Source organism: Sutcliffiella horikoshii (assembly GCF_002157855.1).
Classification (GTDB): Bacteria; Bacillota; Bacilli; order Bacillales; family Bacillaceae_I; genus Sutcliffiella_A; species Sutcliffiella_A horikoshii_C.
Genome location: NZ_CP020880.1, coordinates 3252670 through 3266309 on the forward strand (window position 1 = coordinate 3252670; position 13640 = coordinate 3266309).

The following is a 13640-nucleotide window of genomic DNA, read 5'->3' on the forward strand; positions in this document are numbered from 1 at the left end:
TAATAAGCTCCCCTATACCTGCATAGTGTATAAAAAGAAAGCTAGTTTGTAGAAGAAAGCTATACCTACTACAATACTTTTTTCTATAAAAAATTTTAAGAACACAAGTAACAGTGGTGAATAATCGCTTTGGCTGCATTTAAAAGCTATATCATTAATGATAAATCTACAAGGATTTAGGCTTTAACATATTTGTAACCAGAATTTGTGATAAATCTAATTAACTCGTCAATCAAAAGAAATACCATTGAGACAAGCAGTGAGAATATTGCTAAGAATCCTAATACAAAAACAGGAATTATTCCGAACAAAATATGTAATGGAAAAGAAAGAGCAAATCGAGCTTCCTTTGGTTTTTGTGTTATTAATTCGATTAGTATTGATACTGGCAATCCAAATAAGAAAATACCTACCCCAACATAAACAGATATAAGAATAATATCTTGAAGGAAAGTGCTTGTTTCATAATTATGTGAGCCATTTAAAAGGACCTCTACAGGAGATAAGCTGCTAATAATTAAGGTTGATATAATAAATGTCAAAGTTGATGTTACTATTTTTCTTTCTAACATAGAACTACTCTCCTTATTCTAGTATACTCTCTTTCAATATAATACCAATTATTTCAAATATCCTCAGTTTTGACAATCATTTTTCTAGACAAAAAGGACGCAATATTAGATATTTGCGCCTTTTTCTTGAAGACTTGATATCAAGATAATATTTAAATCTGCATTTGCCACTTTATCTATAACAACTTATTTACTGCTAGTAGACCCATAAGAAGAGAGCCTATTCCAAACAACCTGTTCCGATAGCACCTAAATAAGTATAAACCGTTGCACTATAGACTTTTGTGTCTTTTTTTGACACAAAAGTCCTAACAATGCTAATATCTATTCTTTTGAAGTAAAAGTAAATCCATAAGTATCTTTTAGTTCTAGAAGCATTATTCTTAGCTGTTGTACCTCCTGATGATTATCAATAATCATGGTTTGATTATCTTTGTAATGGAACTCCAAACTATCTTTTTTCGTTTCATCATTGGTAATTAAGTATACTTTCTCTACATCTTCCCAGCTGTAAAGAATTTTTTCGTCAAAAGGCGCATCTACCATTGTAAATCCTGCTGAACCAACAATAGTTATGGGTTTTACTCCAATGTACATGAGTGGTAGGGCTATAATGACTGCTAGTAAACAAATACCTACTTTCCATCTGTAAAAAAAATAAGATGCAATGGAAGCCGAAAGTAAAAAGAACCAAGCTACAGCAAAGTAAGCGTAAGTAATACTTGGCGTCTCCAACATCCATATGGAGCTTTGGTTAAAGGTACTTCTTTGTAGAATATATGGAAGTAACCAGATGACTAATGGAGAAAGAACTAATAAAGCAATGGTGCTTACAATAAAGTAATGTCTTTTTTCATAATTTTTGCTCAATCAAAATACCTCCTTTTATTTTGTATGAGATTTATTTTCGTGTCTTCTTTTTACTAAGCACAAAATAACCGATGACCACTAAAAAGATAGACAGTCCTGAAAGTACAAGGCATCCATGTAATACATTGATTTTTGCGTTATCCATCACAATAGATAGTTCACCGTTTATCACTTTAGGAAAATCAAAGTATGTGAATGGAAGTAAATGAGCTATGTCCATCCCTATTTTAGTTGTGGCGTAATATCCAGAGACGCTAAGAAGGATAGAAAGCGAAAAAACGGTCAATGCATTGTTTAAAAAAATCGACAAAACCATGGTAAGTGCCAGGACAAAAAGTAAGCATAAAACAAACAAGATTATACTGTAGATAAGGTACTCCCCTAAAGTGATGAAATGATAGCCATTTCCACTTGAAATCAAGCCAGAGTAGTTGGAAGAATTCACGATGTCTTCATGGTTATAATATAAAATCGGGTAAAACCAATCCCCAAAACGATTGAATAAGCTTCCAAACAAAATAATGATTAAAAATAACCCTAACCCAGTGAAAATCGATAAAATACTACTTGTCATTATTTTTCCTAAGAAAAGGCTACTTAACGTTAGTGGTTGCGTTTGTAATAAATGTAACGTTTGTTTTTTTCCTCTCTCTGAAGCCAAGCCCCCTCCAAACAAGAAGAAACATAAGAGAATAGGAATAAAGTAAAGATAGTACTTGTTAAATAAATATAAAGAAAACAGACCGCTACTATCTAGTTTTCTATTTTCTTCTTTGAATGTCTGATGGAGTTCCTCATCTGAAAATTGATGATAGATGGTCGGGATAAAGGTACCTGTAAAAATAGGTTGAATATTGTTTTTCATCAACCATTCCTTTTCTGTAATACTGGCTTCCACAGTGAATTTTCCGAGAGTATCCATTCTGTTATCCAGATAAAAACCACCTGTATCTATCTCTCCAGCTGCAGTATGATTATCAAAGAGTTGATAATGATAAAATGCTGTCCAATTTTTTTGTTCGTATTCCTTAGCTGCTTCTATACCTTTTTCTCTTCTCTCTTTAAAGAAATCGATGGATTTATAGACATCAGCAATGAGGTCATCATATATCGTTTCTCCTGATTGCTTTTTTACATCTTCGTACCTATCTATGGATTCTTCAGAAAGTGCAATCAAATTTTCTGTTTCTTCCATCTTTGATAAATCTTCTAGATACTGTGTTTCTTGGTCACTAGATTGTTGAAAAAGAATAAAATAACTAACCGTCACAAATAACAATAATAAAATATTGATCTGTACATACAGCTTTTTTCTAATTACTTTTCTCCCTTCAAAAAACATTAACCTATTTAAAATCGATCCATTTTTACTCTTAAAAGGTTGAATGTGGGAAGACTGTTGGAAGAACGACAAAATTCTTATTTCAGGATTAAAATTTGCACAAAGTATCAGTATCGAACCCCAGATAATCGATACACAGGGATAAATCCAATCATCTCCAGTAGGTATGGTCGCTGATAAAGCGGAAATACGAAAGAGTTGAAACGGATTTCCTATTACCTGCAACGGGTCATTTAGTTCCGTTAAACTATAACCTACCATGATAATAAAAGAAGTTAGTATAATTGTTATAAACGTATTTTTTAGTAAGCTACTTAAAATCGTTACCACTGCAAAAAGAAAAATAGCCGCACTGACAAAGAAGATTGTGATTCTAATAATGTAAGTAATGACTGGTAGTATATAGAAAGTTTGGGTATCTTGTAACAAAATCGGATATTGTCCACTAAAGGAGTAATCCGTAAAAATAGTAGTAACGGCTATTCCAACAACGATGAATAAAGCCGTGAAGATTAAGGTGGCACCTAACAGACTAATATATTTGGAAATTAGCAACTCCCACTTTCTTATCGGTTGAGTTTGTAAAGTCAACCATGTTCGTTGCTCCCTCTCACTAGTGTATATATTCCCAAATAGCAACATCAATACAAAAAGGCCAGCTAAACTGAATGCCGAGTCACTTAATTCCTTTACGATTAAATGGGGAGAAACAGGATACTCTTCATCTTCATAGCTAAGATTGTGTGAAATAAACCACTCTGCTATAGCTTTTTCCATGCTTAATTCTTGCCCGGTTAAGATAGGGAAAGTTTCTCCATATGCTTCGTATTGCTCTACCAATTCTAGAAACGAATGCTTTAATGGGTAAACATTTTCCCATTCTTCTCTTTCCATCACTCTATTTAACTGCATTAATATTAAGTTCATTTCTTTTGTAAGGTTTAATTGATTTTGTTGAATTTCTGGTAGCTCCTGTTGCCTATCTAATTCTGAAAGATCCCTTTGGACTCCATTGACAATTTCTTGGTGTAATATTAGTTCCTCTTGTGCTCTTTCCATCATTTCCTCTTGTTCATTAGCGTTGGATTGAAAGATAGCTACGGTACAAAGTAGGCAAATAATAGATACCCAGAGGAATTTCTTTTGTCTCCATAATTTTTTTAGCTCAAATAGGAATATCTTCATGGTCTGCATCCTTTTCTCCAAAGATATTTTGATAACGGTCCTCTGAGCCAAAAATTATTTTTTCCATTTCAACTATCTTAGTCCCACTTTGCATAAGCAAAGACAGAGGAATATGTAGGGGAGTGTCTTTCAGGAACAGGGAGATTTTCTGGTTTGATATAATTTCTACTTCATATAATTCCTTAGTTAATTGCTTATGTGCATCTGAAACGTCATTTACAGTAAGGTGGTAACATATCCTTTCATATTGGGAGATATCTTCTTTTATAATTGCTCCCTTTTTCAGGAATAAAATTTCTGAGGTAATTCGGTCAATCTCCGATAAATTATGAGAGGATAATAGAACAGAGGTGCCTTCTTTATGTAACTCTAACAACAGGTTGCGCACTTTAATGGCACTTGTGGGGTCAAGTCCATTCAATGGTTCATCCAATATTAACAATTTGGGCTTATTGAGGATTGCCATTGCGAGTAGAAGGTGTTGCTTCATACCTAAGGAATATTTACCAATACGTTTATTCAAGTATCTAGTAATACCAATGCGCTCTGCGGTTTCTACAATTTGGCTTTTAGATAAAGACTGTACATCCGCAATAAATTGCATGTGATCATATCCAGTTAAATAGTCATATAAAACGGTATTGTCTTGCATGAAAGAAACCTCTCTAAATAGACTCACATCAGTATTTTCTTTATCTAAAATGCTTATTTCTCCACTATCTGCCCGTTGTAGATTGGTGATGATACTTAGTAGGGTTGATTTACCCGAACCATTTGGGCCAACTAAAGCGATAATAGACGGGCGCTCGATTTTAAACGTAACCTCTTTTAGAATCTTTTCTTTTCCGAATGATTTATTTACGTTATCGACTGTAAGTATCATGTGTGTAGTCTCCCTCGTATTTTTTATAAGAAGTGGCTTTTATGTATAATAATTTTACACTTTTTATTTATTTTATATGTAATAAAGGCGGTCCTTATCTTTTCTTCAAGATAAGAACCGCCGTAAGGTTACTTAAAAACCTCTAAATGTTTACTAATCTATTTATTAAAATGGATCTGGATAAGGTAATGGAAATTTATACAAAGTTCCGGCGTAAACACAGCCTTCCCTACACCCAGAATATGTTGATAGGTATCCTCTGTAAGTGGCTCCAAACATTCCTACTTCATAATATTTGTGCTTTCCTACACCATCAGTAGGAAGTGATTGATAGTAGTAGGTACTTGGAGCCGCTGCACTAACATTAGATGAATAAAAACTTAACACTAATGTAAAAACTGCTAAAAAACTAAAAATTTTTCTGTTCATTTTTATATAATAAATGTAGAATAGTCAGAATAAAAAATCAATAATTTAACGGGAATTTAAAATATTCTTCTAGGAATATTTAATTCTTCCTATTAATAACTATATCATTATTACATTATTAAGATTATCTATGACGATAATTTGTGTGGAACCTTAAAAATAACTCATATTCATTTTTGTGAGTAGTAATCCATGAGTGTGAATCTATTGATAATGTTGTTTCTGCAAAAGAATATTGACTACACACAGAAGGTTCGCAACGAACACATATACCCTTACTTTCTCCCTTTATCTAGATTAAGATTAATAATAAAAAACTGTAAACCTGCCTAATTGATTTCCATGACATAACCTCGCTAGGCTACCTGCAAATGCGTAAGGTTACTTTGTACGTGTCAGCGTATTACTATAGAGACGATATGAATATGGTATTTTTCGTTTCACCCGACACTCCGCTTCAGATTAATGATGGAGAAATGAAGAGTTACATTTGGTTTGGCAGATTCTTCATGAAATTAATCAAAGTTCAATGGTTGTCTTACTGAGCCTCTAAATTTTTCTATGGAAAGAGGAAGTCCACTATCCATTTATCCGTCATCTCCTCTTCTAACGGACAAGTTAATCCTTTCTTTTCTGCTATCACCTCGGTTACTTTTTGAAGGAGTGGCCTTTACTTTCGACAATGTCTCTTAGGCTTATCTCCTCATTGTGTAACTCCAATATCTTTCGATAATGAATCATAAAATAGTCTTATAAATGGCACATCCGTAGATAGAAGGCTAAGCGGTAAACTTTTTAGCATATCTTAGTACTACAATTTTAGTTATTTGATGGTAAAGAATATATCAACTTTGGTTCAATTAGTGCGCCATAAACATTTAGACAGTATTAAATATCTAATATTGCGAGTACGCTATTTACACCACCAGAAAAACAGTGCCATACAAGAATAATTGCAAGGAAATAGAACCTTAACAGAGTTGATTAGGGTTCTATTTCTGCTGTTTTATCTTTGGAAAAAATGTTGAGATTTAAAAATGAGTATTATAGTGATAGGTAAGCTTTTGACGTTATCTCCAGCTTTTCCCCCACTTCACACCGTACAGGCGAGTTTCCCAGCATACGGCGTTCCAACTAATCCAATTCATTCAAGATTTTTATGATTATGCAAAGGAAAATCAGATAGCTTCGTTCAGACATTGCTTACGCAATTTATTGACTTCTGTAAGTTGCTTTTCATTTAACTTGAGTGAGTTTAAAAGCACTTTTATTTTCTCTAAATCTCTCAAATGTATAAGAAGATGGACAGATTTATGCAATATCATTAAGTTTCCGTATGAATCATCTTTGGTGAGATGGTACGGTGTCTTATGGTGACAATGCCATTCCTCCAGTCCCAATTCAACCCCTGTAACAGCACATTTTCCATATTGTGCAATAAATCTACTAATCCGGTTATCGTTGTATTCGATGGAACGGCTCGGTATGAACTGTTTCATCACACGAGTAAGCGTTTGTTTATTGATTGCTCGCAAGTTTTGATGTATTTTGTCCCTACCTACGGTAGTGTAGTTACAAATATTTTGAGAGAAGTTCAGATTTATCTTACAACGTTGGGCATGAATTGGAATAAGTACCATTTCTTTTATTTTGAAGAGCTTACACTCATATCCCTTGTACCGTTTTTGTAAGGATTTTGGAAAGTCCTGAAACGTAGCTTCTTTTCTCAATTCTTTTAAACGATTATATAACGCTTTATGAAGACGATAGTTCAGCTCAGTTAAATCATCAGTGATGTGTGAAGCTGCTGAATAATAATTTTGGATTCCCATTATAACTGTATTAAAGCGCCAAACATTCTCAACCGATTGGTGTTTCTGAATCTCTTTGATTGTTTGTTTTATTTTTATCTGTGCATTTTTGAGCGCATTCTTTGTCATGTGTGAGCGAGCGACATAAAGAGTTCTTTTCTTCGTCTTTTTTATATGGGCTTTAAAACGAAAACCTAAAAACTCTGATGAGTTTTTCTTTAGGTTGACCACCTTTGATTTTTGTTCGCTAATTTCAAGGCGAAGCCTTGTATGAAGAAAATCATTCACTGCATAATACATTTTAATTGCTTGTGAACGAGTGCGACAAAGAATTTTAAAGTCATCTGCATATCTCACGATGTAACAATGTTTTAAATTAGATTGTTTCAACGCATTATATCTGCCAAGATTTGATTTATATAACTTATGTGTTTCAAAGCTTTCCCATTGATTACTAACCCACCAGTCTAGTTCATTTAATACGATATTAGATAAAAGTGGTGATAAGATCCCCCCTTGGGGTGTACCTTTCTTTGGGAAACCTTCCCCAATAATTTCAGCCTTTAAAAGACGTGAAATAATGGAAAGCAATGCCTTGTCTCGAATGCCTAAAGACCACATCTGTTTTATTAATTTGGCATGATTTACATTGTCAAAAAATCCTTTTATATCAACGTCAACACAGTGATATAGGCATGCGCGATTAATGAGCGTTTCAAACCTAGCTTTCGCATGATGTGTATTGCGGTTTGGCCTAAAACCATAACTATGTTTATAGAATTTCGCTTCACAAATCGGCTCAAGTACTTGCAAGATACACTGTTGGAACAATCTATCCCAGATAGTCGGAATCCCTAGAGGTCGAGTTTTTCCATTTGCCTTAGGAATGAATACTCTCCGGACGGCTTGGGGTGTATAGTATTCAAACATTCTTTGTATCGTCGATACAACCTCAGATACAGATAATCGGTTTATATCTTCAATCGTTAATCCGTCATCTCCAGCAGTTTTACTGCCAGTGTTTCGTTTAATATTCCGATAAGCTAACCGTATATTTTCATCGGATTGCATTAAGTCTAGTAATCCATAAAAATTCTGACCATTAGCACTTTGAGCATATAAAGAATCAAAATAATACTGCATATCATAATACTCATTGTGTCTCAGTTTCTTTCGTTTTAACAAGTTGGTGACTCCTTTAGGAGCTGAACCTCTATTAGTCTTACAAGAACCTTATTAATCGTTGAAGAACTGCCTTGCATGGCTGAATGAATCTTTTATTAGTCTGGTGGCTATCCCTCCACGTTCATTACACGCTTCAATGGTACTGTGCCACTACTTTCACTGATATAAAGAAAAGTTATATAGTCGCTAATCTCACGACTAGTTTCCTTTTCAACGCTTCATAGAGAGTAAGCTCTCCACGTTATCAGCTTACAACGTTGAATTATGTCTATTATGGAACAAACTTAGGTGCTTCCTATGAGCCTGTTAGCATCGCATGTGCCTGTAACACAAGATGGATTTTTATATTGTTGATTCTTACTCATCCAAAGCTAACCCTACATTTAGTAGTAAATACATTTCTATATAATGCCAGTCTAGACCCGTACATTCAGAAGTTCGTCAGCAATATACTTTCATATTTTATTTCGTCGCATTCTCACCATATCTGTTCAACCCAAGTACCATGATTTACACCACCCCATCGGGTAGGCTTTCGTCAGCCTTACTGTTACGGTAAATTCTCACGCCTATTAGCCGAGCTTATAACACACTTCTTCTTACTAAACAGCATGCTATTCGACGCAGGGGGAGCCTTTTGGAGCGTTACCTCCTCATTCGACTCCTCGACATAACCCTTCAGTTTTAGAACTTTAAAACTGCCTGACCTTTACCGAAATTGTGTGTCCACATTTCATTTGAGTCAGGAACATTTCGCACCAACAATCTGGCCCTTTAATGAAGTAAGATTTCACCTTTAAGTTAACATAAAATACCTAGTTGATTGTAGTGGAAGGCGCGCAGACGCCCGCGGGAGGAAGGGACAGAGGAGACCCCGCAGGCGAAGCCGAGGAGGCTCCCGGACCGCCCGCAGGCAAGCGAAGCGCCTGGAACGGAAATCAACAAGTTCTACCCAACACCCAAAAAAAGGCTGTCCAGAGCGGACAGCCTTTTTCATATGTTTCTATTTAAACAAATCAGCAATGGACTGGAACAGGTTACGGAAAAAGTCTTGAACTCCTTGCCAGAAACCTTCATTCCCTACCACTTCATCAATTTTATTCTTAATGTCAGTAGAAATTTGCTCTAGCTGAGTTTTCACACCATCAAAATTGATATTCAATTCACGCATTTTTTCAAAAAGATCAATCAACAGTTGTCTATCTTCTTCACTTAACTCGATATTCAACTTAGCTAACTGTTCTTCTACGATTTGTTCAACATCTTCTCTTGTTGCAGGATTTTGCTCTGCAATTTGCTTTTTGATTTCCGTCAACAACTCACTGACTTTTTCACTGTCCATGCCTTCTTCATCTGCAAGCTTTGTTGCAATGGACAACTCCTCGTTTGCGACTTCCATACGGTCTTTATTCAGTGCTTCTCCGCTTACTTCATAAGCTTTGTATATTCCCACAAGTGCAGAATGACCACTAACCTTCACTGGAGATGCAACGATTACTTCTGCATCCTCAATTCCTGCAGTTAAGAGGGCATTTGCATACATATCATCAGTTACTTGCGTGATATTTTCAGGAGTGGCCCTTTCAATGACAAGCCCTTCTCCTTTTTCTTTTCTGGTAATTTTAGCTGAGGAGAACATACGGGCATTTCTGTCTTCTCCCTCAATATAGGTAACAAGATCTTCCCCCGTTACTGTAATCTCCTCAACCATTTCAGGATTTTTCACGTTCAGATATTCGCGTACTTCCTGCTTTTGGTCATCATTCAAGGTACCGCCGTATACGACAATAGGAAGACCGAACTTTTCATTAATGCTCTCTTCTTCATCTTCCCCGCCAGCAGCTTGTACAACATTTGATAATGTAAGGCCAGATAAAACCAAGGTCAACACTAGCAACAATTTAAACCAAACCTTCATTACATTTCCCCCAAACTAATATTATCAATTGCTTTCTCTTTATCTTCTGTTAATGACAATAAACTGCCCGCGATCCATTCTGTTTCTAATTGCGCGCATGATGGACGGTTTGATCAAATTTCTTGTCGGTGGTAAAAGCAAGGCAAAGCCAATAGCATCTGTGATAAATCCAGGAGTCAATAGAACAACTCCACCAATTAAGATACATAAACCATCAATTATTACATCACCAGGCATCTGCCCGCTGTTCATTTTTTGCTGGGCATTTCTTAGAGCGGAAACTCCCTGATATTTTGCAAGCCATGCTCCCAAAACTCCAGTAAGGATAATTAATATGATGGTCGGAATCGCCCCAATCAGCTTGCCGGCTGTAATAAGAAGCCAAATTTCCAATGCTGGTACAACTATAATTAAAGCTAATAAAATTCTGAACATAAGAGGACAACCCCATTTCTTTTAAAACAAGCTACCTGTTAATTATAGCAAATGTGAAAGAATTACTCTAATATAAATAAACCCCTCTTCCAGCATATGCCAGAATGAGGGGTTCATGCCTTAACTTATAATACGTTTGCGTGTCCAGTGTAAATCGTGCCGCGGGAAGAATCAACCGTAATTTCTTGCCCATCTTGTAGAATAGAAGTAGCTTCTTCTACTCCAACAATTACTGGAATACCTAGGCTTAATCCTACAACAGCAGCGTGACTTGTTAGACCGCCTTCTTCTGTGATAAGAGCAGATGCTTTTTCCAATGAAGGCATCATATCTTTGTCCGTACCTGTTGTTACGAAGATAGCTCCCTGCGTCATCTTTTCCGCAGCTTCCTCTGCTGTTTTAGCAACAACTACTTTTCCGTAAGCAGATTTTCTGCCAATGCCTTGTCCACTTGCAAGAACGTCACCAACAACGTGGATTTTCATCAAGTTTGTTGTACCTTTTTCGCCAACTGGAACACCTGCTGTAATAACAATTAGGTCTCCGTGAGAAACGATACCTGTGTTCAATGATTCTTCTACTGCTACTTCCAACATTTCATCTGTAGAAGTTGCTTGACGACCGATGCGCGGGTAAACACCCCATACTAGCGCAAGTTTACGAGATACCGCCTCACAAGAAGTAACAGCAACAATCGGTGCTTTTGGACGGTATTTGGAAATCATGCGTGCAGTATGTCCACTTTCAGTTGGCGTTACGATTGCAGAAACATCCAAGCTGATTGCCGTGTATGCAACAGATTGTCCAATGGAATCCGTTACCGTAAGTGCCGCTTGCTTGCTGTGCTTTGTAAGGATTTCTCCATATGCTAAAGCTTGTTCTGCACGTGAAGCGATGTTGTGCATTGTTTGTACCGCTTCAATAGGATATGAACCAGCAGCAGTTTCACCAGAAAGCATGATCGCATCTGTTCCGTCAAAGATAGCATTCGCTACGTCACTTGCCTCTGCACGTGTTGGACGTGGGTTGCGTTGCATAGAATCAAGCATTTGAGTTGCTGTGATGACAGGCTTTCCAGCAAGATTACATTTTTTGATAAGGTCCTTCTGTACAAGAGGTACCTCTTCTGCAGGGATTTCCACACCAAGGTCTCCACGTGCAACCATTAAGCCGTCGGAAACTTCCAAGATTTCGTTGATATTGTCAACACCCTCTTGGTTTTCAATTTTAGGGATGATTTGAATGTCTGTAGCATTGTGTGCTTCCAGTAATTCACGGATTTCAAGAACGTCAGACGCACGACGTACGAAAGATGCCGCAATGAAATCCACTCCTTGTTCAATACCAAAGCGAATGTCGTTCGCATCTTTGTCAGTGATTCCAGGAAGGTTCACTTTTACACCAGGAACGTTTACACCTTTTTTATTTTTCAATGTACCGGAGTTTAGGATTTTTGTTCTGATTTCGTTGTTTCCTACTTCAAGAACTTCCAATCCGATAAGACCGTCATCCAAAAGGATGCGGGAACCAGGATGTACGTCTTCCATTAGTCCAGGGTAAGTAATAGAGAACTTTTCCGTTGTTCCAATTACTTCTTCCATAGAGATGATAATTTCGTTTCCTTGTACTAATTCAATCGCACCATCTTGCATTGTGTGCGTTCTGATTTCAGGACCTTTTGTATCCAAAAGGATCGCAACATTTTTCCCAGTGCGTTCCACTGCTTCACGAATATTGCGGATACGAGCTCCATGCTCTTCATAGTCACCGTGTGAAAAGTTCAGACGGGTAACATTCATCCCTGCTTCCATCAGCTGAATTAGTGTTTCAACACTTTCACTAGCTGGTCCAATCGTACAAACAATCTTGGTTTTTTTCATGTAAAATTTCCTCCTAGTTATATACCGTTCTTTTCACTTCGTCCTTTTATATTATAAAGCAACAGAGTGGCATAACACCACCAATAGCCTTAGGTAACCTGGTAATGAAAACGATTCCAATGCGCTTATACTACTAAATGGAAAGCTCTTTTGAAAGGTCGTACATTTTCTCATCAATTGTATGTGTTCTAGATAGTGCCTCAATAATATCATGGTCAACTAACACATTACTTTGAATACCTACACATCTGCCGCCTTTGCCATCCATTAGCAATTCCACTGCACGCGCGCCCAATCGACTTGCCAAGACTCTGTCGAATGCAGTTGGTGATCCACCGCGTTGGATGTGACCAAGCACACTTACTCGCGTTTCGAAATTTGTCTCGTCTTCAATTTTCTTTCCGAACTCCACTCCGCTGCCTACTCCTTCGGCTACAACAATGATACTATGCTTTTTCCCACGCTCTGTTCCGCGTTTCAGCCTTGCAATTACCTCTTGCATATCATCTTTCGCTTCTGGAATCAGAATGGTTTCCGCACCGCCTGCAAGACCTGCCCATAGTGCGATATCTCCCGCATGGCGTCCCATCACTTCAATCACGTATGTACGCTCATGGGATGTCGCAGTATCACGAATTTTATCTATGGAATCGATAACTGTATTTAGCGCAGTATCGAAGCCAATGGTGAAATCAGTACCCGGGATGTCGTTGTCAATCGTTCCTGGCACACCAATACATGGATAACCGTGCTCAGTTAATTTTTTGGCTCCTTGATAGGAACCGTCCCCGCCAATTACAACCAAAGCTTCAATGCCATGCTTTTTCAGGTTTTCAATCCCCTTAAGCTGACCTTCTTTAGTTTTAAATTCTTCACATCTCGCAGAATATAACATGGTTCCACCACGATGGATGATATCACCTACAGAACCAATTTCAAGCTTTTTGATATCTCCATCAATCAATCCAGCATATCCGCGATAGATTCCGAATACCTCGATGTCATGAAAAATAGCCTTTCTTACTACTGCACGTACCGCAGCATTCATACCTGGTGCATCTCCACCACTTGTCAGAACGCCTATTCGTTTCATTATATATTCACCTCTTGAGCTAATTTACCTATAAACG

The 13640-nt window shown here is 37.0% G+C and carries 9 protein-coding genes; all 9 read right to left on the reverse strand.

Translation table 11 applies throughout. The annotated features are described in order from the left end of the window. Positions 1-176: 176 nt before the first annotated feature. The 9 genes from B4U37_RS16715 to pfkA all read right to left on the reverse strand — a co-directional run bounded on the left by B4U37_RS16715 (position 177) and on the right by pfkA (position 13603). Positions 177-572 (reverse strand): hypothetical protein, encoded by a 396-nt coding sequence (locus tag B4U37_RS16715; protein WP_088019134.1) that lies wholly within the window; start codon positions 570-572, stop codon positions 177-179. A 324-nt stretch (positions 573-896) separates the two neighbouring features. After that, positions 897-1442, reverse strand: coding sequence for a hypothetical protein (locus B4U37_RS16720; protein WP_088019135.1), 546 nt, complete (start codon positions 1440-1442; stop codon positions 897-899). A 31-nt stretch (positions 1443-1473) separates the two neighbouring features. Beyond that, positions 1474-3969, reverse strand: coding sequence for an ABC transporter permease (locus tag B4U37_RS16725; protein WP_198317040.1), 2496 nt, complete (start codon positions 3967-3969; stop codon positions 1474-1476). Then, on the reverse strand, positions 3950-4852 hold the full coding sequence (locus B4U37_RS16730; RefSeq protein WP_088019138.1) for an ABC transporter ATP-binding protein: 903 nt from the start codon (positions 4850-4852) through the stop codon (positions 3950-3952). The genes B4U37_RS16725 and B4U37_RS16730 overlap by 20 nt, the downstream gene beginning before the upstream one ends. A 1607-nt stretch (positions 4853-6459) precedes the next feature. Next, on the reverse strand, positions 6460-8277 hold the full coding sequence (gene ltrA / locus B4U37_RS16740; protein ID WP_088019140.1) for a group II intron reverse transcriptase/maturase: 1818 nt from the start codon (positions 8275-8277) through the stop codon (positions 6460-6462). A 1003-nt stretch (positions 8278-9280) separates the two neighbouring features. Further along, positions 9281-10195, reverse strand: coding sequence for a DUF1002 domain-containing protein (locus B4U37_RS16750; RefSeq protein ID WP_088019144.1), 915 nt, complete (start codon positions 10193-10195; stop codon positions 9281-9283). 39 nt (positions 10196-10234) lie between these two features. After that, a complete protein-coding gene (locus B4U37_RS16755; RefSeq protein ID WP_088019148.1) occupies positions 10235-10630 on the reverse strand; it encodes an FxsA family protein in 396 nt (131 codons plus the stop codon). Positions 10631-10755: 125 nt separating this feature from the next. Further along, entirely contained in the window at positions 10756-12510 is a 1755-nt protein-coding gene (gene pyk, locus B4U37_RS16760; protein ID WP_088019149.1) for a pyruvate kinase, read from the reverse strand. 133 nt (positions 12511-12643) lie between these two features. Next, positions 12644-13603, reverse strand: coding sequence for a 6-phosphofructokinase (pfkA, locus tag B4U37_RS16765; protein ID WP_088019150.1), 960 nt, complete (start codon positions 13601-13603; stop codon positions 12644-12646). Positions 13604-13640 lie beyond the last annotated feature (37 nt).

Coding starts and splice junctions, on each gene's coding strand:
- B4U37_RS16715 (WP_088019134.1), bottom strand. CDS start 572: ATGTTAGAAAGAAAAATAGTAACATCAACTTTGACATTTATTATATCA.
- B4U37_RS16725 (WP_198317040.1), bottom strand. CDS start 3,969: ATGAAGATATTCCTATTTGAGCTAAAAAAATTATGGAGACAAAAGAAA.
- B4U37_RS16730 (WP_088019138.1), bottom strand. CDS start 4,852: ATGATACTTACAGTCGATAACGTAAATAAATCATTCGGAAAAGAAAAG.
- B4U37_RS16750 (WP_088019144.1), bottom strand. CDS start 10,195: ATGAAGGTTTGGTTTAAATTGTTGCTAGTGTTGACCTTGGTTTTATCT.
- B4U37_RS16755 (WP_088019148.1), bottom strand. CDS start 10,630: ATGTTCAGAATTTTATTAGCTTTAATTATAGTTGTACCAGCATTGGAA.
- pyk (WP_088019149.1), bottom strand. CDS start 12,510: ATGAAAAAAACCAAGATTGTTTGTACGATTGGACCAGCTAGTGAAAGT.
- pfkA (WP_088019150.1), bottom strand. CDS start 13,603: ATGAAACGAATAGGCGTTCTGACAAGTGGTGGAGATGCACCAGGTATG.